Source organism: Brevundimonas sp. M20, from assembly GCF_006547065.1.
Lineage (GTDB): Bacteria > Pseudomonadota > Alphaproteobacteria > Caulobacterales > Caulobacteraceae > Brevundimonas.
The window spans coordinates 2,653,631-2,675,962 of the sequence record NZ_CP041243.1; the positions used below are offsets into that span (position 1 = coordinate 2,653,631).

The following is a 22,332-nucleotide window of genomic DNA, read 5'->3' on the forward strand; positions in this document are numbered from 1 at the left end:
TGGACGTTTTGAAATTCCGCAGATTTGTGATAGGTTACTGTCATTGGGTCGGGCGGTATGCGAAATCTTCGCGCCGCCCGCGTTTGCGACAGAATCCCACTCATGAAAGTGGGATCGGCCAGAGGTTGGGTGATCCGTTTCCGCATTTGACGACCAGACCGACATCTCCGACGGGGCGAGTTTCCGGCGGGTGTTATTCTATTGTCCGTGCGCCTTCGCCTCTCCCCTCCCGCTGAGCCGGGAAAGGAAGTGACATGACGAGCAAGACTGGTCTGGAATTCAAGGTTGGCGACGCGGTCGTTTACCCGGCGCACGGCGTCGGCAAGGTAGCGGCGGTCGAGACCCAGGAAGTCGCGGGCATGTCGCTGGAGGTCTATGTCGTGACCTTCGACCACGAGAAGATGACCCTGCGCGTCCCGACCAAGAAGGCGAAAACCGCCGGCCTGCGCTCGCTGGCCGCGGACGATGTCGTCACCAAGGCGCTGACGACACTGAAGGGCCGCGCCCGGGTGAAGCGCACCATGTGGTCGCGTCGCGCCCAGGAATACGAAGCCAAGATCAACTCGGGCGACCTGATCTCGATCGCCGAAGTGGTCCGCGACCTGCACCGCGCCGACAGCCAGCCGGAACAGTCCTACTCGGAGCGTCAGCTGTACGAGTCGGCCCTGGACCGCATGGCTCGCGAAGTCGCCGCCGCCAACAAGATCGACAAGGACGCCGCCGTCGAGCTGCTGGGCAAGTCGCTCAGCGCCAAGAAGGCCGCCGCCCCGGCCGCCGAGGCCGAAGCCGCCTGATCAGACGCGCATCGCTCAACAGACAGAAGGCCCGGGAGCGATCCCGGGCCTTTTGCTTTGCGAGGAGGCCGATGCGCCTACACCGTCGCCAGATACGGCGAGCAGTCATCGCCGGACGAGCGCGCGGGTGCGACGCCCTGCTCCGGAGAGCCAACCGGTCCTGCGCGGCGGGGGAAGCTCACCAAGGCAATCAGATAGCCGATGACGGCGCTGCCGCCGTACCCCACGATCGGCGTCGGATAGTTACCGAGCGCCGCAGCGACGATGAGCGCCGCCCAGACCGCGCCGAACACCGCCGTCTCCGGCGCCCCCGGCCCACGAACGGCGAACACCGGCACGATCAGCAGCGCCGCCCCAAGGAGAACGACCGTTCCGGCGAGAGGATGAACGCTGAACGACGAATAGAATATCCGGTCTACAAACGGCATCGCCGGCGACGGATCCGCCTGCGCGACCGTGGCGGCGAACCCGACTACGGCGAAGGCCAGCGCCGACAGCACATTGCGGTTCGGGCGGGTGAACGCCAGGACGGCCAATCCGGCGACCAAGGCCCCCGCCATTCCCCGATCCGGCTGTAGTGCGAGCGCCAGCGCCGCAAGCGCGATCCCGAAGAGGGACAGCGCATCCCGATACCGGGCGAACAGGACCATCATCAGCGGCAGGAGCATCATTGACGGCTGAATCGTCAGCGGCCCCAAGGCCAGCCAGCGCGAAATCCCGTCGATACGCACTCCAAACAGGGCCGTCGCCAACAAGGCCGCGCCCGACACCAGGACAAGGCTACGGCCGGGCAGATGCCGCCGCCGGTCGGCCAGGGCCAGGATCCCGAGCACAGTCAGGCCGAAAGCGAAGGCCGCTGCGTTTATCATCAGGTACCGGGACGGAGCACCTCCCATGGCCATGTAAATCATGCCCAGCGTCGCGGCCGCCGCAGCGCACGAGAGTGCGACCGCCCGGGAGCCGGAAATGATATGTGGGGACGTCACGGCATGATCCTTCCTGTTCAACAAAAATGAGGGACGGGCGACGACCGCATACCGCGTCGCCCACGCCAGACAGCCCAGTGCGAACGACAGCGCCTCGCCGGGACGCTCGATAGCGCTCAACTCGCCGAACGCAGCCCGACCCCACGGCCGTTTGTCCGGCGGCAGCAGCTGACAGCAAAGCCGCAGAATAGCGGTGGCCAGAAATCTCATGCCGGCCTGCCGTCGGGTAAGCCTGCGTCTTTCGGTTCGATGACCGGGTTCCCTGCCGCCAGCGTCCGTCCTTCAGCCGTGAGCCTGTAGACATGGCGTGGTGGACGCCCCGGCATATCCACAACCTGCCAGTCGGCGGCGAGATAGCCCTGCGCTTCCAGCCGCATCAGCAGGGGATAGAGGGTGCCGGACTTGATGCCCGCCTCCCGGCAAAGATCATAGCCGTGACGCCCGGCGGGGCCGGCATCGGTGAGCGCCTGGAGAACGCGCCGGGCTGCGGGAGAAAGGGATCGCTGACGGGTCATTTCCCAATAAATCTACCTATGTAGAATTAAGTCAACCCATTTGGGCTTGAACGCGGTTTGAGCGCCACCAATCGACAATCGCCCACGCCTGCCCTACGCCTGCCGCCCTCCTCCCTCGTATAGACAGACAGCCCATGCCCTCCGGACTTATCGCCTTGCTCGATGACGTGGCGGGGATCGCCAAGCTGGCGGCGGCGTCGATTGACGATGTCGGCGCGGCGGCGGGCAAGGCGGGGGCCAAGGCGGCGGGCGTCGTCATCGACGATGCGGCGGTCACTCCCAAATACGTCACCGGCCTGTCGCCCAGTCGCGAACTGCCGATCATCGGCAAGATCGCCGTGGGGTCCATACGCAACAAGCTGTTGCTTATCCTGCCGATCGCCCTGTTGTTGACCGCCTTCGCGCCCTGGGCCCTGACGCCGATCCTCATGTTGGGCGGAACCTATCTCTGCTTCGAGGGCGCCGAGAAGCTGATGGAGATGTTCGGCGGCGGTCATCACGGTGAGGCCGAGGAAACCTCCGATGACCCCGCCCACCTGGAAAAGAAGACCGTCTCCGGCGCGGTTCGCACGGATCTGATCCTGTCGGCGGAGATCATGGTCATCGCCCTGAACGATGTGGCCGACCGGCCTCTGTGGACGCAGGCGGGCGTGCTGGTGGTCGTCGGCCTGGCGATGACCGTGATCGTCTACGGCGCCGTGGGCCTGATCGTGAAGATGGACGATATCGGCCTGCACATGGCGCAGAAGCCCTCGCGTCTCAGCCAGACCATTGGCCGCGGACTGGTGAAGGGCATGCCGGTGATCATGGCGGCCCTGTCCGTCATCGGCACCTTCGCCATGCTGTGGGTCGGTGGCGGCATCGTGATGCACGGCGCGCACGAACTGGGCCTGCATTGGCCGGCCGTGCCTGTCGAGCACCTGGCTCACGCCGTCGCCCACGCCACCGGGCCCGTCGGCGGCCTCCTTGGCTGGCTGGTCACCGCCCTGATCTCCGCCGTGATCGGCGTCGTCATCGGCGGCGTGGTCGCCCTTGTTCTGCATCAGGTCGGACGCCTGAAGCCCGGCGCGGCGCACTGACCCTCAACACGGGAAAGTTACCCAATAACTCAATTTCAGATTGTACAGACGCGCAACTGTTTGCGCGAATGCGGACCTTCATCAACGGAGGGTCTGACATGAAACTGATCAAGTCTCTTGCACTCGCGGCGGGTGTGGCCGTCGCGGGTCTGGCTGGCGCCGCCTCGGCGCTTCCGCCGGGTCTGCTTTACGAAAAATATTATTACAGCGACGCGACCTACACGACCGTTGTGGGCCATCAGCTGGATCGCTGCGTCAACGGCAACGTCGGCTCCGGCACGCTGCACGGCTCGTCTTCGGCCTATGTGGTCGCGACGGCGGTCGGCGAGTGCCCGGGCGGCTACTGGTAAGACCGCATGTCCTCCCGCCGTCGCATCGACGGCGGGAGGCTGTCTTCCGTCAGAAATATTCCGCGTTCGCCGGGCAGGTCGCGCTGATGCGACGGGCGGTGATCGAGGCGGGCAGATAGGGCGTGCCGCGCGCCAGCTGGGCCCCGCCGCGGAAGCTGAAACTCTGCTGGGTGTAGGTGCCGTTCAGCCGCACGTTCACCCGGCGGTTCTTGCGGTCGGTGCAGGTCCCCTCGAATCGGGCGTTGCCGTTGCCGACCTGCCGCACCGGATAGGTACAGCTCCACCGGCGCGTCGACAGGCCACCGAAGAATCGGTTGATCTCGCTGGGCCGCACGCATTTCTGCTCGGTGTCGCGAACGCCCACGGCGCTGGTCGTATATTCCCAATAGCCGGGCAGGACGGTGTCTCCGTTCTGCTGAACGGTCATGGCCGCCTGCGGCGTCGCGGGCGCGGCCAGGAACAGGGCGCCGGCGATCGCGGGAACGGCGATGGCGGCGGCTCGGGTCAGTGCGGTCTTCATCCTTGCCCCTCGGGCGACTGGTTCGGTCATGGGTAAAGTGGATATATGGCGGCAATTGAACGGAGGCTGAACGGTCCTACGCCTTGACGCCTCGCGGACTCTTCCTCTATACGCCCCACCTCTCGCGCTGGACGGTGTCTAGCGCGCACCTGTTTCATGCGTCTGCGCCCGTCGCGGACCGCTCCGAAGGATAGTCAGATGTCGCGTCGTTGCGAACTCACCGGTATCGGCCCCATGGTCGGCAACAGCGTGAGCCACTCGAACATCAAGACCAAGCGCCGCTTCCTGCCGTCGCTGAAGGCCGTCAAGGTGACCTCGGACGCCCTGGGTCAGACCTTCTCGCTGCGTATCTCGAACGCCGCCCTGCGCACCCTCGACTACAAGGGCGGCCTGGACGCCTTCATCGTCAAGGCCCGCGACGAGCAGCTGTCGGTCGCCGCACAGCGCATCAAGCGTCAGGTCAAGGCCAAGCTGGCCGAGCAAGCCGCCGCCTAAGCGAGGCCGCTGCACGACTTTTGAAGGGGCCGGTGGAAACACCGGCCCTTTTGCTTTGCGCGAAATACAGCGCATCCTTGCGCCCATGACGCGCGACGAGATGTTCGCCTATGCCCTGAGCCGCCCCGGGGCGGAGGATTCGACCCTGCACGGCGGGCGCTGCATCCGCATGCGCGGCCACTGGATCGTCAATGACAACGCCGACCCGACCGCGCTGGCCCTCGCTCTGGATCGGGAGACGGTGGCGTTTCTGATGGCGACCGAGCCCCGGACCTATTTCCAGACCCCGCATTTCGAGGGCTGGCCCGCCGTTCTGGTCCACTACGACGTCGCCGACGACGACAGGCTGCGCGAGCAGATCGACAAGGCCTGGGCCCGGCGGGCGACGAAGGCCCAGCGAAAGGCGCACGGCTTCGTGTCCTGACGGTTGCGTGAACCGCCCCTCCCCGCCAGTCTGCCCACCTGTTCGCCGGGGATCTGTTCCATGTCCAAATCCGTCCGCCGCGTCGCCCTGCTGGGCGTCTCGCTTCTGGCCCTGACGGCCGCGCCCGCCGTCGCGCAGGACACCCCGGTCGCCGAGCCGAAGCCCACCCGCGAATCGACCGGGTTCACCCTCGCCACCGACCAGCCGCGCACCCCGGAACAGGAGGCCGTCCGCTTCGACAAGGCTGACCTGTCGCTCAGGATCATCCCGGATGAACAGTCCATCGAGGGGGTCGCCGTCCTGGACTTCACCGCCACCGCCCCGCTCAGCATCCTGCCGGTCGAACTGGACACCCTGCTGACCATCTCCTCGGTTCAGGTGGACGGACGCGAGGTCGAACAGGGCGAAGGCGGTTGGCGCAACCCGGAGGGCCGTCTCTGGATCGATCTGGGCCGCGGCCTCGCCGCCGGCGACAAGGTCCAGATCCGCATCGCCTACGCCGGGGCTCCGCGCGTCGCGCCGCGCGCGCCGTGGGACGGCGGCTTCGTCTGGTCCACCACCACCGACGGCCAGCCGTGGATCGCCACCGCCGTTCAGGGCGAGGGCTGCGACATCTTCTGGCCCTGTATCGACAGCCCGCTGGCCGAGCCGGGCCGCGTGGACCTGCACATCACCATTCCGTCCGACCTCGCCGCCCCGTCCAACGGGCGCTTCCTCGGCAAGGTCGACCACGGCGACGGCTGGACCACCTGGAACTGGTCGGCGGCCAATCCGAACACCTACGCCATCGCCCTGAACATCGGGCCGTACGAGGAGATCACCGAGGCCTATCGCAGCCGCTTCGGCAACACGATCCCGATGTCCTACTGGTACCTGCGCGGCGATGACCCGGCCAATGTCCGCGCCCTGTTCGCCGAGTTCCGGCCCATGATGGACTTCTACGAATCCACCGTCGGTCCCTTCCCTTTCGGCGACGAGAAGATGGGCGTGGTCGAGACCCCGCATCTGGGCATGGAGCACCAGACGATCAACGCCTACGGCAACGAGTATCGTCTGGACGGCAAGGGCTACGACTGGCTGCTGCACCACGAGCTGGCGCACGAGTGGTTCGGCAACCAGATGACTAACGCCAACGCCGACGACATGTGGCTGCACGAGGGGCTGGGCAGCTATATGCAGCCCCTCTACCTGCGCTGGCTACGCGGCGAGCAGTATTTCCAGGCCGAACTGCTGGCCCAGCGCAACGGCCTGATCAACCGCTTCCCGGTGGTGTCCGGCACGCCCAGGTCCGAGGATGAGGTCTACAAGGGCGACGTCGGACCGGGCAACGACATCTACAACAAGGGGTCGTTGATCGCGCACTCCCTGCGCCTGCTGATCGGCGACGAGGCCTTCTTCCGCTCGGTCACCCGGCTGGTCTATGGCCGCCCTGATCCGCGCCCGGGCAACTTCACCACCCGCTACGCCACGACGCGCGAGTTTCTGGCCATCGTCAACGAGGAGACCGGTCGCGATTACGGCTGGTTCTTCCAGGGCTATCTCTACAACGCCGCCCTGCCCGACCTGCGCCAGACACGCGAGGGCGACCGGCTGCGGCTGGAATGGGTCACCGGTGACGGCCAGACCTTCCCCATGCCGGTGGAGGTCGAGGTCGACGGGCAGGTGGTCAATGTGCCGATGACCCGCGGCCGGGGCGAGATCACCGCCCCCGCGACCGCCCACATTCTGATCGACCCACGGAACAAGGTGCTGCGCGAACAGGACTTCATCACGGAGTGGCGCGCGCAGATGACGCGCTAGACCCCTCTCCCTCCGGGAAGGGTTTCCAGTCCGCCGCAACCGCCGTCACCGACTGCCGCACGAAGCTGCAGGTCCCCTGCGTGGTCAGGAAGGCGATGTCGGCGGCATCGCGGCCGCAGGCGATCCGCACCAGACCCTCGACCGGGGCCAGCCCGGTCGGATCGACCAGCCACCAGCCGTCCGACAACCAGACCTCGAAGATGGCGTGGAAGTCGGGCGGCGTCAGCTGATGCGCATAGGCGCTGACCGCCCGCGCCGGAATGCCCGACGCCCGGCACAGGGTGATGCCCATATGGGTGAAGTCGCGGCACACGCCCGCCCGATCAATGAAGGTCCGCGCCGCCGTCGTCTCGCTGTCCGACGCACCCGGCTCATAGTCGATATTGGCCTTGATCCACTCCAGAATCGCCAACACCCGCTCGCCCCCGACCGTGCCGCCGAAGGTCCGCTCCACGAACCGCCCGAACTGGTCCGACGGGCAATAGCGGCTGGGCCACAGATAGGTCAGCACCTCGGGCGGCAGGTCATTCCAGTCGTGCTGCACGGTCACCGGCGGCAGACCCTTCAGAACGCCGTTGTCGACCACCGCCTCATAGGTCAGCGCCACCTCGCCTGACAGATGCGCCCGCAGCGTCCGCGCCCCGAACTCGTCATCCTCGTTCTCGATGAAGTCGACGTGCGGCGTCGTCTCCAGCCGCTCCTCAAGGATATTCTGGCCGGGCCAGTGCGCGACCTGAATCTTGTAGATGGCGTCCGTCGGAGGATCGAAGCGATAGACGAGTTCGGCGCGGACGCGGATTTTCATGAGGGCTCGAATGCGGCGGCTGTGGCTTGCCGTCAACGTGGGGATTCGAGCGGTGTTCCGTCTGGCCGTCGATCGCGGCTGCGACAGCCGGCCCCGCCCCGTTAAAGCCGGGTCAGTGAAGCCTGGTCTGGCGCGCCTCGATAAGGTCGGCGTTTCTCTCACACTCTTCGGCATATTCGGTGAGCTGACGAACCGTCATCGGATCGGTGGTGGCTTTCAGCAGCAACCGCGCTCTGGCGGCCTGGGCGCGGAGTCTTTCTACATGTTCGGACATGCCCTCGGAAAAGCACATCGCAACAGCTTGTTCCGGCACTCCCAGCACGTCCGGGAGGAACTGGAGGTCGCGGCGTGCGCCCCCGGCATCATGCCGGAACACGAGACCGGGGCCCGTCGTTAGGCCGCCATGAAACGCACGCTTCGCTTCTCCATCATCGCCTTGTCCGCACTCGCCCTGACGGCCTGCGCCACACTGCAACGCGGGCCTGTCGGCAATGCCGAGGTTCCGCAGCCGGGCAAACCCGTCGATCTGAACCGGTATGCCGGACTGTGGTATGAGATCGGCCGCTACGAGAACGGGTTTGAACGCGGATGTGAGGGCGTCATCGCTGAATACACCCTTCGACCGGACGGCCTTGTCGGCGTCCGCAACAGCTGCCGACAGGATGGCGTGAACGGCGAACAGAAGGTCTCGGAGGGCAGGGCCCGCGTTGTCGAGGGCAGCCAGAACGCCAAGCTGAAGGTCTCCTTCTTCGGCCCCTTCTACGTCGGTGATTACTGGGTGCTGGACCGCGCCGACGACTATTCCTGGTCGATCGTGGGCGAACCCTCCGGCCGCTACCTGTGGCTCCTCAGCCGGACGCCCCGCCCCTCTGAAGCGCAGCGTGCTGTGATTAACAGGCGCGCGCAGGAACTCGGCTACGACATGTCGCTGGTTCGCCCGACCTTGCACTGACGGCTGCCGGAACGCCCTACGGCTCCAGCTCGATGTCCCAGTACAGATAGTCCAGCCAGCTCTGGTGGAGGTAGTGCGGCGGGAAGCGACGGCCATGCTCCTGAAGCTGCCAGGCGCTGGGGCGGTGCGGGGCGCGGCGGATCGCCATCTGGGCCTGCTGGGGCGTGCGGCCGCCCTTGCGCAGGTTGCAGGGACCGCAGGCGGCGACGATGTTCTCCCACGTCGTGCGCCCGCCGCGACAACGCGGGATGACGTGGTCAAAGGTCAGTTCGGTGGAGTCCCCGCAGTACTGGCAGACAAAGCCGTCGCGCAGGAAGACGTTGAAGCGGGTGAAGGCGGGCTGCCGGTCCTGATCCACATAGCTCTTCAGCGCGATCACGCTGGGCAGCTGGATTTCCATGGACGGGCTGCGCACGACCTTGTCGTACACCGACACGATGTCGACGCGGTCCTGATACACCGCCTTGACCACCTCCTCCCACGGCCAGATCGACAGCGGGTAGTAGGAAAGCGGCCGGAAGTCGGCGTTCAATACCAGAGCGGGCCAGCCCGAAGGGGGACGACTGAGGACCTGCATCAGGTCCGCTCCGGGATACGGAGGGTTATCAAGGCGACAGGACTGAAGACACGTCTCCTTCCCTAGTCAGGCAAGCAAACCGTATCCCTGATTCGTGGGCTTGGCGATGACCGGACGACGACGCTTTCGCGACGCCCTCCGAGCGGCGATCAGCGCGTGACCGTCCCCGGAAACGCCGGCAGACTCCAGCCCCAAACCAGCGCCCCGGCGCGCAGGGCGAAGCCCAGTGAGGCGCCGACGAAGGCCGCCGGCCACAGGTCCAGACCCAGCACCCGCGCGAGCACGAACACCGTCGCCGCCAGCAGGGCCGCCGAAACGGTGATCTCACGCCGCAGCAGGATCGACGGCTCGCCCGCCAGCAGGTCGCGCACCACCCCGCCGAAACAGGCGGTCAGCGCCCCCATGACGATGCAGATCAGCGGCGCGATGCCGAACGCCCCCGCCTTGGCCGCTCCCATCACGCCATAGGCCGCCAGTCCGAAGGCATCGAGCCACAGCAGGGCCCGGAACCGCCAGGGGCGCGCGCCGACGAGCCACACCGCCACCGATGCCGCCAGACAGACGGCGATGTAGCGCCAGTCCTGCACCCAGAAGACCGGGGCCCCGATCAGCAGGTCGCGCAGCGTCCCGCCGCCCACGCCTGTGATGGCGCCGAAGAAGGCGAAGGTGACGAGATCATGCTTCTGGCGCGCGGCGGCCAGCGCGCCGGTCGCGGCGAACACGGCCACGCCCGCGAAATCAAGCGCACCGAGAACCGTCTCGGGATTGGCGATGGCGGGGTCGACCAGAGGCGTCATGCGTCCGAGCCTAGCCTTTATGCGGGCGGGTTCTCCAGCACGATCTCGCCACGCTTCACCGCTCCGTACCAGGCCCAGAGAAGATGAGCCGCGACGCTGCGATGCGGGCTCCAGGCCTCGGCCCGCAGGTTGGCCGCCTTCTCCTTCGGCCGCTCGGGCGATCCATCGGCCCAGCGCATCGCCTCCTGAAGGGCGATGTCCCCGCCCGGAAACACATCCGTCCGCCCCTCGCAAAACATCAGAAAGGTGTCGGCGGTCCACCGGCCCACACCCTTGATCGCCACCAGCTTCGCCACCGCCTCCTCGTCCGACAGTCGCTCCAGATGGTCGAAGTCGATCCGCCCCTCCACATGCGCCCGCGCGATCTCATGGCCATAGGTCGCCTTCTGAACCGACAGACCCATGGCGCGCAGCGCCGCGATCTCGGTCGCCAGTACTCGCTCCGGCGTTACCTCGCCGCTTAACCCATCGATCACCCGCTTCCAGATGGCGGCGGCGGACTGCACCGAAACCTGCTGCTCCACGATCATGCGGAACAGGCCCTCGAACCCACCGGTGCGGGACCGCCATTCAAACACGGGCACACAGGCCTGGGCCTCGGTCAGACGCGGGTCGAGGATGACCAGCGCGGCGCGGGCGGCGGCGATCTGTTCAGGGGTGGGCGGAACGGGCATCAGACCTCATCGACAGTCGGGATCGGGCCATTTAATCGTTTCGCATGCTGACCCTGGACGACATTCTGCACCCGATCACGCCCGCGCAATTCCTCGCGGAGTATGACGACCGGAAACCGCTGTATATTCCGGCGACCGACGACGCGCGCAAACGCGAGGTGCTGACCTGGTCGGCCTGGAACGGCCTGCTGAACCAGACCGCCAACTGGTCGGCCGCGTCGCTGCGGCTGATGCGGAACCATCAGGCTGTTCCGGCGGAACAGTACTGCCAGCCGGTCCAGACCCCCGACGGCATGGTCATGCGTCCTTTCCCGGCCAAGGTGGAGGTCTTCATGTCGGCGGGCGCCAGCGTGGTGGCCAATGAGGTGACGCATCTGCACCCGCCCGTCACCGCGGTCGCAGCGGCGCTGGGCAGCGCCTACGGCGCCCAGATCGGCGCCAATGTCTATTGCTCGTTCGAGGGCGTTCGCGCCTTCGGCAGCCACTATGACAACCACCACGTCTTCGTGGTTCAGACCGAAGGCGAGAAGGTCTGGAACCTCTATCAGAACCGGGCCGAAAACCCGACCGAAAACCCTGCCGACACGCCGGAGACCCGTCTGTTCTTCGAGCAGAGCCGAGGCCCCATCCTCCAGGAGGTGACGATGCGCCCCGGCGACGTCCTGTACCTGCCGAGGGGCTGGTATCACGACGCCCTCGCCAAGGACGGCCCCTCGCTGCACATCACCTTCTCCGTGGCGCCGCTCTATGGCCGCATCCTGTTCCAGTTGCTGGACCATGCGGCCATGCAGAACCCGGGCTTCCGGGCCTATCTGCCGCCCGCGCATCGGGATAGCGGCGTCGCCCTGCGCCGTCAGGTGGCGGAAATGAGCGATTACCTGAGCCGCCTCATGGCTTCCCCCGCCTTCCTTGATGAAGTGATCGCAGCCCAGGAACGGCTGGTGATCCGTCCGCCCGCCTACACCTTGCCCGTTCGCAAGCCGGTCACCCTGTACCAGACCACCGGCCGGGCCTTCCCGCCGTCTTCCTCGATTATCCGCGGCGTCTACGAATGGATGATTGGCCAGCGTCGCTTCGCGATCGAGGATCTGATCGCCGAGATCGACTACACGTCCGAGACCAACGTCCGGACGGCGGTCGAGGCCGCGGTCACCGCCGGCGCGCTGGTCCGGGAACAGGCGAGGTGAGCCTGACCACCCGCTTCGCCCCTTCCCCGACCGGGCGACTGCACAAGGGTCACGCCTTTTCCGCCCTGACGGCATGGACGGCGGCGAAGGCCGGGGGCGGACGGTTCATCCTGCGGATGGAGGACATCGACCCCACACGCTGCAAGCCCGAGTATGATGCCGGGATCCTCGAAGATCTGGACTGGCTCGGGCTGGAGTGGGAGACGCCTGTGCGTCGTCAGTCTGAACATCTGACCGACTACGCCACGCTCATCGAAGTGCTGGACCGACGTGGCCTGCTGTACCGTTGCTTCCGCACCCGCAAGGACATTCTTGACGCCATCGGCGACGCCCCGCACGGCAGTCCCGAAGCCGTCCGGCCCGGCCCGCACCCCGTCGATGAGGAGGCAGCCCTGCTGGCCGAGGGCAAGCCCTTCGCCTGGCGGCTGTCGCTGGATCGCGCGCGAGCGGCTCTCGGCGGTCGGGCATGGGATGCGCTGGCCTTTGTCGAAGAGGGCGCAGGCCCCGCCGGCGAACGAGGTCTGATCCGCGCCCGGCCCGAAACCGCCGGAGACGTCGTCGTCGCGCGCAAGGACGCCGGAACCGCCTACCACGTCGCCGTTACCCACGACGACGCCCTGCAGGGGATCACCCACATCATCCGGGGGCTGGACCTGTTCGAGGCGACCCACATTCAGGTCCTGATCCAGGCCTTGATGGGCTGGCCGACGCCGACCTATCGCCACCACCACCTGATCACCGGCCCCGATGGCCGCCGCTATGCCAAGCGGGACGGGTCGGTGACGCTGGCCCATCTGCGCTCACAGGGTGTGTCGCCCGCCGCCCTGCGGGCCGAACTCGGCGTCTAGCGGAACAGCCGATCCAGATTGTCCGCCACCGGAAAGACGATCTTCGCGTCCGGTGCATCCGCCGCTTCGCCCGGCCCGCCGATGCTGCGCAGCACGTGCCGGATGACATTCAGCCGGGCCGTCTTCTTGTCGTCGGTGGCCACGGCGGTCCAGCGCGCCGCCTTCGTATCCGTTTCTTCCAGCATCCGGTTGCGGGCGCCGCTGTAGGCGTCCCAGCGAGCCTCGGCCTCGGCGTCCAGCGAGGACAGCTTGAACCGCTTCAGCGGGTCCTCCCGCCGCTCGGCCAACCGCGTCGCCTGCTCCTGACGCGAGATGTCCAGCCACAGTTTGATCAGCACGATCCCGTCGTCCGTCAGCATCCGCTCGAAGCGCGGCGCATCCTTCAGGAACTGGGCGTGCTGTTCCGGCGTGCAGAAGCCCATCACCGGCTCGACCCCGCCACGATTGTACCAGGAGCGGTTCAGGATCACCGTCTCGCCCGCCGCCGGAAGATGGCTGACGTAGCGCTGGAAATACCACTGGCTCGCCTCGCGCTCGGTCGGCTTTGGCAGGGCCACCACCCGCGTCTGCCGGGGCGACATATATTCGGTCAGCCGCTTGATCGCGCCGTCCTTGCCCGCCGTGTCGCGCCCCTCCAGCACGATCAGGGTGCGCAGCCCCTGCTCGATGGTCCACGCCTGCGTCTCCACCAGCTTGACCTGCAGCTGCTCCAGCGCCTTGTCGTAGTCGTCTGAATTCTTGCCCATGCGCCCAACCTGCGCGCCCTGCGCCATCAGGGCAATGTTGCAGACGTGTTTCAGCACCTGCCACAAACCTTTCCGCGTTCTAACGTGTAGGCGACCGTTGATACGGCTAAGCCTGAGCCCTCGCACAGGAGACCCCGGATGCTCGCTTCGCGCCGCAGCCTGCTGACCGGCCTCGCCGCCCTGCCTCTGGCGGGCGCCCTGCCTCGTATGGCCTTCGCCACGGACCTGACCGGCGCCGACGCCGCGCTGGGCGAGGTCTTCGCCGCCGCCGGACCGCCCGCCATGGCCGCGGGCGTCCTCGGTCCCGAAGGGCTGGACTGGACCGGCGTGCGGGGCGTCCGACGTCAGGGCGAGGCCGATCCCGTCACCCTGCGGGACCGCTGGCATCTGGGCTCCAACACCAAGGCCATGACCGCCGCCGTTCTGGCCCGTCTGATCGAGCAGGGTCGCGCCCGCTGGGCCATGCCGCTGAACGAAGCCTTCCCCGAGCTGACCCTCGACCGCGGCTGGGACGGCCTGACGCTCGATGACGTCATGCACCACCGCGCGGGCCTGCTGGACGGCCCCGTCATCAACCGCGACTGGCTGATCAGCGCCCGCGCCGACGCCCGCCCCCTGCCCGGGCAGCGCCGGGCGATGGTCGAGCGGATTCTGGCCGCCCCGCCCGCCGGGCCGCGCGGAACCTTCGCCTATGGCAACGCCAACTACATCCTGATCGGCGCGGCCATCGAGCGGATCACGGGCGGGTCGTGGGAGGACGCCATGCGGGCCGAGCTCTACACGCCCCTGAACCTGACCAGCGCCGGCTTCGGCCCGCCGCCCGGGCGCGACAATCCCTGGGGCCACCGCCTGATCGGCGAGACCCGCACCGCCATCCCGCCCGAGACCCCCGGCGCCGACAATCCCGCCGCCCTCGGCCCCGCGGGCACGGCCCATATGAGCCTGGACGACTACGCCCGCTTCATCAGCGCCATGATGGGCGGCGCCCCCGGCTGGCTGGGCGCCGACAGCCTGAACCGCCTGACCACCCCGCCCGAAGGCGCCGCCTACGCCTGCGGCTGGGGCGTGCGTCAGCAGCCGTGGGGCGGCGTCGGCGGTCCGGGCCCGGTCATCGGCCACGACGGCTCCAACACCATGTGGCACTGCACCGTCGCCGCCGCGCCCCGGCGTGAGCGGGCCGTCATCGTCCTGAGCAACGACGGCCCCGCCGGGCGCGCCGCCTGTCAGGGCGCGCTGCAGAAGCTGATCCCTATCGCCTTCGCCCCGTAAGCTTCTCCTTGCCCGCGCCGCCGGGACGGTTAACCCTGTCCCGGCATGAAGCGCGACTTCGCCGATTTCTGGAACCTGTTGTGGGAGGCCGCGCTGGGTGTCTGCGCGGCCTTCGCCCTGCTCAACGCCTTCGCCCCGCATCAGGATCTGCCGTGGAAGCCGCTGGACCTGAACCACCCGATCGGTCAGGCCACCGCCGCCAAGGTCAGCGACTTCGAGGTCACCCGCCTGTCCGCGCCCGAGGAAGTGACCGCCGTCACCGACGCCTGCATGCGCATCCTGCGCGAGGCGGGGGTGCGGGTCGAACGGGCCGAGGACCGCGACGACGGCGGCTTCTGCGTCGTTCAGGGCGCCGTGCGCCTCACCGGCGGCGACATCACCCCCCTGGCGCCCGGCGGACTGGTCATGCAGTGCCCGCTGGCCGTCCGCTACGTCATCTGGGACCGTCAGGTGCTCCAGCCCGCCGCGCAGGAGGCTTTCGGCTCCCGCGTGGCCCGCGTCGACAACTACGGCTCCTATTCCTGCCGCCGCATCTACAACTCCGACCGTCCGGACGACCGGCCCAGCGAGCACGCCCGCGCCAACGCCCTTGATGTCGCGGGCGTCACCCTCGAGGACGGCCGCCACGTCTCCATCGCCAATGACTGGACCGGAGACGGCCCCGAGGCCGACACCCGCGCCCGCTTCCTCAAACGCCTGCGCGACGGGGCCTGCCGCGTCTTCTCCACCGTCCTGAGCCCCGACTACAACGAGGCCCACCGCGACCACCTGCACCTCGACGGAGCCGAACGCGGCCTCTGCCGCTAGGGAAGGTAAGGCCTCGCTTACCCTTTTCGCCTTGCGAGTGAATCGCTTTGCTGTTGACCGCCGCTGTTTTGCGGGTGAGAACTTCGCCCGCAGTCCGGATTTCGCGCGGTCTCCATCCCCGTGCAGCGCTCCTTCTACTGAACGAGCTTGTCCAGATGGGCTGACGGATTCCCCGCAGGGGCATCCGCCTGGAAAAGCGCGTTTACGGAGACGCACAATGGCGACCGGTACGGTCAAGTGGTTCAACCCGACCAAGGGTTATGGCTTCATCCAGCCTGATGGCGGCGGTCAGGACGTGTTCGTCCACATCACCGCGGTTCAGAAGGCTGGCCTCGCGGGCCTCGATGAAAACGCCAAGGTCGAATACGAGCTGGAATCCCAGCGCGGCAAGACCTCGGCCGTGGATCTGAAGGTCCTCTAAGGACCGACATCCATGTCGAAACGGAAGGGCGCGGCAGCTTCGGCAGCCGCGCCTTTTTGTTTGGGCCGCGGACCGTCGGCCCTTCGGGACCTCCCGACCCGACGCGGCCTGGCGCTTCGCGCAGGCTGATCCGCTTTCAACCAAGCCCTCCCCCTCGATGGGGGAGGGTTGGGTGGGGGTGGCGGCAGGGCATTTCAGGACGAGTCCGCGAGGCTCAGTCGACCTCTCCCAATGCGCCACACTCACACAGGCACAGAGCGCACCCCCATCCCCGACCCTTCCCCCATCGAGGGGGAAGGGAGACAATCACGGCACATCCTCCGCCACTCCGTCCGGCACGCCCGTCTCCTCCCGCCACGCCGCGCGGTTGGCCATCAGAATGAGCATGTCCACATAGCCGGCCCGCCGCAGGCGGCCCTCCTCATCCCAGAACCCCTCCGCCCACGGGTGTTTCGCGGTCAGCCACGCCCGATCCTTCGCCGCCGCCTCGGCGCCCAGGTGTTCGGCCCGCCACTCCAGCACAAAGCCGACATGCCACAGGGGCGTGCCCACCGGCGGCCCCGCCCCCGTCATCGCCTCGGCCAGGGTCATCGCCAGCGCCCGCTGCTCCGCCAGCCTCAGTTCGAACTCGTCCAGCCGCGCCCGCGCCCACCGATCCCAGCCCTCCACCGGCTCCGGCTTCGCATCCACCCGCTCCGGACGCCGCCAGCTCTCCGACGCCCGCCGCCGCCACAGGTTGGCCAGCCCGACCTGATACCGCCGCGCCAGCGACGCCCCGGTCTCCCCGGCCTCCCAGCACCGCCGGATCTCGTCCCAGCTCTCATCCGAACGGATTTTCTGATCGCTCCAGTCCATGGGCGGAGGATAGACCGGCGGTGCGTCAAAATTGGTCGCATGGGTTTTCCCTCTCCCGATGGGGAGGGTGGTCGCGCACGACGGCGCAGCCGTCGTCCTCGCGCGCAAGGGTGAGTGTCGGCTCTTTCCCTCCCCGCCCGGGGAGGGGGGCCAGCGACCGAGTGGGGAGGGCCGAAAACGCCCCATGCTTTCGCCATCCTCCGGCAAACGAGCGAAACCGGAGCACCGCTATCGGTTGGGAGGTCCACCAACTTTCATTCGCGTTATTGTTGCGCGGTGATAGAGATGATGGCGGGAGGGCACCATGAGCAATCAGGAAGAACCGCCGGAAACGCCGGACGCATTTCTCAAGAACGTCGGGACGAGGTTAGCTAAGCGGGACGCTGTTGATAGCGATCTTGCAGCAATTCTAGCTGAACATATTCTCGCGTCGGATGTGGCTGACGACGCGGTGGCGCAGGCAAAAGCGGCCGTTGTTGCTCTGGCAAAGACGCGAGCACAAGCCCCTGTAGAGGTGGCGAATGGGTAACGCTCCCTACTTCCTGCGAACCCTGCTTGTTCAGGGTTTCCGGGCCTACCTCGACCCGAAGACTTTCGACTTCACTACCCAGCGTTCGCTGGCTGTGTTTGCGCCGAACGGGCACGGCAAATCGAGCATCGTGGATGCCTTGGAGTTTGCATTCTCCGATGACGGGTCGCTCGAGCGCCTCGGCGTTCGAGCCATTCACAACAAGGCTGGCGTATCTGCGCTAGCGCACCATCTAGCCGACGACCGAAAGATCGTTGCAAGCGTTTCCACCGCATTTCGCCGCGGGACAGAAGACAGTGAAGGAAACCGGGGCGTTGCTGGAAAACGCGTACGGGCACCCGCGGCGACAGATGTCCAAGCACAGTTCGTGGTCGCTCCAATCATCCGTGGGCATGCGCTGCGAAGCTTCGTGGAAGCCCAAACGGCTGAGCAGCGATACGAGTCCGTGGCGACTTGGCTCCAGCTCGGCCCGTTGGTGAATGCCCAACGGAACCTCCGTTCCCTTCGTCGCGGGATCAAGGCTGCCGCGGAAGACGAGTCACCCTTTACGAGCATCAACACGCAACTCTCCAAAGAAACCAGCCAAGTCGTTCAAGCATGGAACGCCGATGCGCTGCTGGCCTACGTAAATGATGTCGTGATTGCGCCGCTCGATAGCCATTTGAGGTTTGCAGTGCTGACGCAGGAAGATCCGGCGTTCGTAACCCTCTCTGAGCGGTCCCAAGCCGAGGAGAAGCGCCTCGGTTTAGAGGGGATGCGTCAGATACGTAACGCGTTGGCGGCGCTTTACGAGGTGGTCGATGACCCCGACACCGGTCAGTCCATTGACCAAGGGCTCATCGTAACTTTCTCTGCAGCCGTCGCTGCGAAAGCCGAAACAGCGAAGGCTTTCGCGGTCGAACGTGCCGCCGCCACTGAAGCGGCATTTGCCGCTGTCTGGAAGGAAGCCGAGCCGCTGTTCGCAGAGGATGCGACGTTTGTCGTAGCAGAATGCCCACTCTGCCTAACGCCCATAGCGAACAGCGTAGCGGGAGGAGCCGCCGGTGTTCATCAGCATATCGCCGACCGCCTAGCGGCGCTCAAGGACTATGCCGAAGCGAAGAAGAATGACGAGGCGGCGGCAAAGTCACTAGCGGCCGCTCATACTCGCCTTGCTGGTATTTTGAAGACGATCACTTTGCCTGACAACTTCCAAGATGCGCGTGATGAACTAGGGCTCTATCGCACGGTTATTGACGCCTGGAAGGATGGCACCACTCCCGATGCGGCACCGGCAATCTCCGCAGTTCTGGCGTCGTTGACGACGCTGGACACCGCCATCGCCGACATCGAGAAGAAGCAGGGTGCACATACCTACGCCAAGGCAAAGGCTAAGGTGGACCGCCTTCTTGCGATTAGAACCGATCAAGAGCTGGCCGAACGGACAGCTACCGAGCTTACAGCCCTTTCTGATGAACTGACGGCGCAGAGCGCCTTCGTATCGGGCGAGATCCGCATCAAGCTCCAAGTACTGCTGGATGGGCTCCGAAAGCCCGTCAACGATATCTACCGGGCGATACAGGGAAACAGTGCGGCACCGGTCCGTCTGGAGCTCCCACCCGAGGAAGACGACAACCAACAGCGACTAAACCTTCTGATCGACTTCTCGGACAATCGCCAAGGCGTTCAGCCAGGAGGCTATCTAAGCGACTCTCAGATTCACTCACTGGCTCTGGCGCTTAGATTGGCGGCGATCAAGGCATTCAACACGAACGCCCCGATCGTGGCCCTAGACGATGTGGTTACGTCCTACGATGCCGACCATCGACGAACCATTGCAGCACTTCTGGCGAACGAATTCGCCGGCTTCCAACTGATCATCACTACGCACGATGAGCGCTTCTACCTCTATCTGCGCGATCAACTCGGAGCGGCCGACTGGCGCTTCACCCGGATCATTCGGCTGGATCGGGACTACGGCCCACGGTTTGCCGACGAGAAGGTGACCGATGCGATGATTCAAACTCGATGGGCGGCCGGAGAATCCGCAGCCAATGAGATGCGGCAGGCAGAGGAGGAATGGCTTCTCTCCATTTGCCGCGACTTCGGGGTCAACCTGCGCATCCGCTCGTTAGAACGCGCGTACTCCTACGAGCGAAGCGAACTGGCGGCTGCGCTTGCCACATTCCTGAATGGTGCGAAAATTACGATCCCGCTGGTGCCGGGGGTGAACAATCGCTTTCTCACCAGCCTCCAGCAAGGAGTAGTCGAGAACTTCGGAAGCCACTTCCAAGAAGGCCCATATGGCGACGGCTCAAAGGGAGATGAACAAGCGCGTTGGGCAGAGTTCAGTACATTCAAAGCGTTCTTCGCCTGTTCGAAATGCGCGCGAACACGGTTTAAAAGACCGCACGATTTTAGGAAGCCGGTATGTGCCCACGGAAGCTGCGAGGCACAGTTTGAAGGCAGCACCCCACCAGTGAAGTAGGAAGTATCAGGCTAGGCCCCCTCACCGCCCCTTCCGGAACGCCTCCGCCTTCTCCGCCGCCGCCTCGGCCCGCCACCGCTTCGGGGCGGACTTGTCGACCTCTTCCCCGGCCCCGGTCAGGGCTTCGTTGGCGAACTCGAGGTCGAGGAGCTTCATCTTCTTGATCTCGTCGCGCAGGCGGGCGGCTTCCTCGAACTCCAGATTGGCGGCGGCGTTGCGCATGCGGCCTTCCAGGTCCTTGAGGGCGGCCTGGAAGTTGGAGCCGATGAAGGGTTTGGCCTCCTCGGCCACGCCGGGGCGGGTCAGGCGGTCCATCTCGCGGCTCTCGTAGGGCGAGGCCATGATCTCCTTGATGTCGCGCTTGACCGATTCCGGCGTGATGCCGTGTTCGGCGTTGTAGGCTTCCTGCTTCTCGCGCCGGCGGTTGGTCTCGGCGATGGCGCGCTCCATCGAGCCGGTCATGCGGTCGGCATACAGGATGACGCGGCCGTCCACGTTCCGGGCGGCGCGGCCGATGGTCTGGATCAGCGACGTTTCGGAGCGCAGGAAGCCCTCCTTGTCGGCGTCGAGGATGGCGACCAGACCGCACTCGGGGATGTCGAGGCCCTCGCGCAGCAGGTTGATGCCGATCAGGACGTCGAATGAGCCCAAGCGCAGGTCGCGCAGGATCTCGATGCGTTCGAGGGTGTCGACGTCGGAGTGCATGTAGCGGACGCGGATGCCCTGCTCATGCATGTATTCCGTCAGGTCCTCGGCCATCTTCTTGGTCAGGGTGGTGACGAGGGAGCGGTACCCCTTCGCCGCCGTCTGGCGGACCTCGTCGATGACGTCATCGACCTGGTTGCGGGTGGCGCCGCTGACCGGGCGGATCTCGACCGGGGGGTCGATCAGGCCGGTGGGGCGGATGACCTGTTCGGTGAAGACGCCGCCGGTCTGGGCCAGCTCCCACTGGCCGGGGGTGGCGCTGACGTGGACGGTCTGGGGGCGCATGGCGTCCCATTCGTCGAACTTGAGCGGGCGGTTGTCGATGCAGCTGGGCAGGCGGAAGCCGTACTCGGCCAGGGTCGATTTGCGGCGGTAGTCGCCCCGGTACATGGCGCCGATCTGGCCGATGGTGACGTGGCTTTCGTCCACGAACAGCAGGGCGTTGTCGGGGATGTATTCGAAGAAGGTGGGCGGGGGCTCGCCCGGCGCGCGGCCGGTCAGCCAGCGGCTGTAGTTCTCGATGCCGGCGCAGGAGCCGGTGGCCTCCATCATCTCCAGATCGAAGCGGACCCGCTGTTCAAGGCGCTGGGCCTCCAGCAGCTTGCCGTTCTCGTTCATCCAGTCGAGCGTCTCCTTCAGCTCGGCCTTGATGCCGGTCATGGCCTGATTGAGCGACGGGCGCGGGGTGACGTAGTGGCTGGCGGCGTAGACGGTGATCTCCTCCAGATCGGCCGTCTTTTTTCCGGTCAGCGGATCGAACTCCTGGATGGACTCCAGCTCATCCCCGAACAGCTGGATGCGCCAGGCGCGGTCCTCCATGTGGACGGGGAAGATTTCGAGGGTGTCGCCCCGCTTGCGGAACATGCCGCGCTCGAAATGCAAGTCGTTGCGCTTGTACTGCAGCGCGATCAGATCGGCCCGCAGCTTGGCCTCATCGATCTGGTCCCCGACCTTCAGGGTGAAGGTCATCGCCGTATAGGTCTCGACCGACCCGATGCCGTAGATGCAGCTGACCGAGGCCACGACGATGACATCGTCCCGCTCGAGGATCGCCCGCGTCGCCGAGTGCCGCATCCGGTCGATCTGCTCGTTTATCGAAGAGTCCTTTTCGATATAAGTATCTGATTTTGGAACATAAGCTTCCGGCTGGTAGTAGTCGTAGTACGAGACGAAATACTCGACGGCGTTGTCGGGAAAGAAGCTCTTGAACTCGGAATAGAGCTGGGCGGCCAGGGTCTTGTTGTGGGCCAGGATCAGGGCCGGGCGCTGGGTCTGTTCAATGACCTTGGCCATGGTGAAGGTCTTGCCCGAGCCGGTGACGCCCAGCAGCACCTGATCGCGGTCGCCCGCCTCCGCCTGGGCCACCAATTCGGCGATGGCCGAGGGCTGGTCGCCGGCGGGGGTGTATTTCGTCTCCAGCCGGAACGGGACGCGCTTCTTGTCGCCGGGCCGCTGCGGACGGTGTGGCGTCCAGCCCTCGGGCTTGCCGGGGGCTTCCTCGGGCGTCAGGCGGGGGCCCGCGACCGGGGCGAACATGGGCATGTGCTTCGGCTTGGCGCCCGCGTCGAAGACGAAGGGCGTCGAGGCCTCTGACACTCCTGCCGCCTCGGACCGCACATGCTCGGGCTTGCGCGTCCCCTGGGGGGTGATCTGTGTCGACGAGCGGGGAGAACGGGCCATGAACGCAATCTAGTCAGCGGAAGGGGCGCGCGCCAGTGACGCACGCCCCT

General features: G+C 66.2%; 25 protein-coding genes. 15 read left to right on the plus strand and 10 right to left on the minus strand.

All coding sequences use genetic code 11. From position 1 onward, the window contains the following. Positions 1 to 254: 254 nt before the first annotated feature. Complete coding sequence (locus tag FKQ52_RS13030) at positions 255 to 794, plus strand: CarD family transcriptional regulator (RefSeq protein WP_141627579.1); 540 nt, start codon at positions 255 to 257, stop codon at positions 792 to 794. Positions 795 to 871: 77 nt separating this feature from the next. Here FKQ52_RS13030 and FKQ52_RS13035 read toward each other — a convergent pair whose 3' ends face one another. Continuing rightward, on the minus strand, positions 872 to 1,990 hold the full coding sequence (locus FKQ52_RS13035; protein ID WP_141627580.1) for a hypothetical protein: 1,119 nt from the start codon (positions 1,988 to 1,990) through the stop codon (positions 872 to 874). Beyond that, positions 1,987 to 2,295, minus strand: a complete 309-nt coding sequence (locus tag FKQ52_RS13040) for a PadR family transcriptional regulator (RefSeq protein WP_141627581.1) — start codon at positions 2,293 to 2,295, stop codon at positions 1,987 to 1,989. The genes FKQ52_RS13035 and FKQ52_RS13040 overlap by 4 nt, the downstream gene beginning before the upstream one ends. A gap of 134 nt (positions 2,296 to 2,429) precedes the next feature. Here FKQ52_RS13040 and FKQ52_RS13045 point away from each other — a divergent pair, with 134 nt between their 5' ends. After that, positions 2,430 to 3,374: a DUF808 domain-containing protein gene (locus FKQ52_RS13045; RefSeq protein ID WP_141627582.1), complete on the plus strand. Its 945-nt coding sequence runs from the start codon at positions 2,430 to 2,432 to the stop codon at positions 3,372 to 3,374. 98 nt (positions 3,375 to 3,472) lie between these two features. Then, complete coding sequence (locus FKQ52_RS13050) at positions 3,473 to 3,724, plus strand: hypothetical protein (protein WP_141627583.1); 252 nt, start codon at positions 3,473 to 3,475, stop codon at positions 3,722 to 3,724. Positions 3,725 to 3,773: 49 nt separating this feature from the next. Here the strand turns inward: FKQ52_RS13050 and FKQ52_RS13055 are convergent, their stop codons facing one another. After that, positions 3,774 to 4,244 (minus strand): DUF3617 family protein, encoded by a 471-nt coding sequence (locus FKQ52_RS13055; RefSeq protein WP_240811649.1) that lies wholly within the window; start codon positions 4,242 to 4,244, stop codon positions 3,774 to 3,776. Between the two features lie 198 nt (positions 4,245 to 4,442). Here FKQ52_RS13055 and rpmB point away from each other — a divergent pair, with 198 nt between their 5' ends. From rpmB to FKQ52_RS13070, 3 genes are all read left to right on the plus strand, one after another. Beyond that, positions 4,443 to 4,739, plus strand: coding sequence for a 50S ribosomal protein L28 (rpmB, locus tag FKQ52_RS13060; protein ID WP_141627585.1), 297 nt, complete (start codon positions 4,443 to 4,445; stop codon positions 4,737 to 4,739). Between the two features lie 85 nt (positions 4,740 to 4,824). Beyond that, the gene (locus FKQ52_RS13065) at positions 4,825 to 5,163 is read left to right on the plus strand and encodes an MmcQ/YjbR family DNA-binding protein (protein WP_141627586.1); all 339 of its coding nucleotides are present in this window, start codon (positions 4,825 to 4,827) and stop codon (positions 5,161 to 5,163) included. A gap of 60 nt (positions 5,164 to 5,223) precedes the next feature. Next, positions 5,224 to 6,963, plus strand: a complete 1,740-nt coding sequence (locus FKQ52_RS13070; RefSeq protein WP_141627587.1) for a M1 family metallopeptidase — start codon at positions 5,224 to 5,226, stop codon at positions 6,961 to 6,963. On the opposite strand, the gene FKQ52_RS13075 is transcribed toward FKQ52_RS13070, so the two are convergent. Further along, the gene (locus FKQ52_RS13075) at positions 6,932 to 7,768 is read right to left on the minus strand and encodes a transglutaminase family protein (protein WP_141627588.1); all 837 of its coding nucleotides are present in this window, start codon (positions 7,766 to 7,768) and stop codon (positions 6,932 to 6,934) included. The two genes, FKQ52_RS13070 and FKQ52_RS13075, sit on opposite strands and share 32 nt — an antisense overlap. A 10-nt stretch (positions 7,769 to 7,778) precedes the next feature. On the opposite strand from FKQ52_RS13075, the gene FKQ52_RS13080 reads away from it, so the two are divergent. Continuing rightward, positions 7,779 to 8,165, plus strand: coding sequence for a hypothetical protein (locus tag FKQ52_RS13080; protein WP_141627589.1), 387 nt, complete (start codon positions 7,779 to 7,781; stop codon positions 8,163 to 8,165). 6 nt (positions 8,166 to 8,171) lie between these two features. After that, entirely contained in the window at positions 8,172 to 8,720 is a 549-nt protein-coding gene (locus FKQ52_RS13085) for a lipocalin family protein (RefSeq protein ID WP_141627590.1), read from the plus strand. 16 nt (positions 8,721 to 8,736) lie between these two features. On the opposite strand, the gene FKQ52_RS13090 is transcribed toward FKQ52_RS13085, so the two are convergent. The 3 genes from FKQ52_RS13090 to FKQ52_RS13100 form a co-directional block, all read right to left on the minus strand. Further along, entirely contained in the window at positions 8,737 to 9,297 is a 561-nt protein-coding gene (locus FKQ52_RS13090; protein WP_141627591.1) for an HNH endonuclease, read from the minus strand. Positions 9,298 to 9,446: 149 nt separating this feature from the next. Further along, a complete protein-coding gene (locus FKQ52_RS13095) occupies positions 9,447 to 10,094 on the minus strand; it encodes a trimeric intracellular cation channel family protein (protein WP_141627592.1) in 648 nt (215 codons plus the stop codon). Positions 10,095 to 10,111: 17 nt separating this feature from the next. Next, positions 10,112 to 10,768: a DNA-3-methyladenine glycosylase gene (locus FKQ52_RS13100; protein ID WP_141627593.1), complete on the minus strand. Its 657-nt coding sequence runs from the start codon at positions 10,766 to 10,768 to the stop codon at positions 10,112 to 10,114. Positions 10,769 to 10,812: 44 nt separating this feature from the next. Between FKQ52_RS13100 and FKQ52_RS13105 the strand changes: the two genes are divergently transcribed. Continuing rightward, positions 10,813 to 11,955: a cupin domain-containing protein gene (locus FKQ52_RS13105; protein WP_141627594.1), complete on the plus strand. Its 1,143-nt coding sequence runs from the start codon at positions 10,813 to 10,815 to the stop codon at positions 11,953 to 11,955. Then, a complete protein-coding gene (gluQRS, locus tag FKQ52_RS13110; RefSeq protein WP_141627595.1) occupies positions 11,952 to 12,803 on the plus strand; it encodes a tRNA glutamyl-Q(34) synthetase GluQRS in 852 nt (283 codons plus the stop codon). Before FKQ52_RS13105 ends, gluQRS begins: the two co-directional genes overlap by 4 nt. Here gluQRS and ppk2 read toward each other — a convergent pair. Beyond that, positions 12,800 to 13,549, minus strand: coding sequence for a polyphosphate kinase 2 (ppk2, locus tag FKQ52_RS13115; RefSeq protein ID WP_141628367.1), 750 nt, complete (start codon positions 13,547 to 13,549; stop codon positions 12,800 to 12,802). The two genes, gluQRS and ppk2, sit on opposite strands and share 4 nt — an antisense overlap. A 138-nt stretch (positions 13,550 to 13,687) precedes the next feature. On the opposite strand from ppk2, the gene FKQ52_RS13120 reads away from it, so the two are divergent. The 3 genes from FKQ52_RS13120 (at position 13,688) to FKQ52_RS13130 (ending at position 16,046) form a co-directional block, all read left to right on the plus strand. Beyond that, positions 13,688 to 14,818 (plus strand): beta-lactamase family protein, encoded by a 1,131-nt coding sequence (locus FKQ52_RS13120; RefSeq protein ID WP_240811650.1) that lies wholly within the window; start codon positions 13,688 to 13,690, stop codon positions 14,816 to 14,818. A 45-nt stretch (positions 14,819 to 14,863) separates the two neighbouring features. Further along, positions 14,864 to 15,625 carry an extensin family protein gene (locus FKQ52_RS13125; protein WP_141627596.1) on the plus strand — a complete coding sequence of 254 codons (762 nt, stop codon included), beginning with the start codon at positions 14,864 to 14,866 and terminating at the stop codon, positions 15,623 to 15,625. Between the two features lie 217 nt (positions 15,626 to 15,842). Continuing rightward, entirely contained in the window at positions 15,843 to 16,046 is a 204-nt protein-coding gene (locus tag FKQ52_RS13130; RefSeq protein WP_141627597.1) for a cold-shock protein, read from the plus strand. 306 nt (positions 16,047 to 16,352) lie between these two features. On the opposite strand, the gene FKQ52_RS13135 is transcribed toward FKQ52_RS13130, so the two are convergent. Then, a complete protein-coding gene (locus FKQ52_RS13135) occupies positions 16,353 to 16,901 on the minus strand; it encodes a hypothetical protein (RefSeq protein WP_141627598.1) in 549 nt (182 codons plus the stop codon). Between the two features lie 304 nt (positions 16,902 to 17,205). Here FKQ52_RS13135 and FKQ52_RS13140 point away from each other — a divergent pair, with 304 nt between their 5' ends. Further along, positions 17,206 to 17,430: a hypothetical protein gene (locus FKQ52_RS13140; protein WP_141627599.1), complete on the plus strand. Its 225-nt coding sequence runs from the start codon at positions 17,206 to 17,208 to the stop codon at positions 17,428 to 17,430. Next, on the plus strand, positions 17,423 to 19,897 hold the full coding sequence (locus tag FKQ52_RS13145) for an AAA family ATPase (RefSeq protein ID WP_141627600.1): 2,475 nt from the start codon (positions 17,423 to 17,425) through the stop codon (positions 19,895 to 19,897). Before FKQ52_RS13140 ends, FKQ52_RS13145 begins: the two co-directional genes overlap by 8 nt. Positions 19,898 to 19,918: 21 nt before the next feature. On the opposite strand, the gene uvrB is transcribed toward FKQ52_RS13145, so the two are convergent. Next, positions 19,919 to 22,282 (minus strand): excinuclease ABC subunit UvrB, encoded by a 2,364-nt coding sequence (gene uvrB, locus FKQ52_RS13150; RefSeq protein ID WP_240811651.1) that lies wholly within the window; start codon positions 22,280 to 22,282, stop codon positions 19,919 to 19,921. Positions 22,283 to 22,332: the final 50 nt, after the last annotated feature.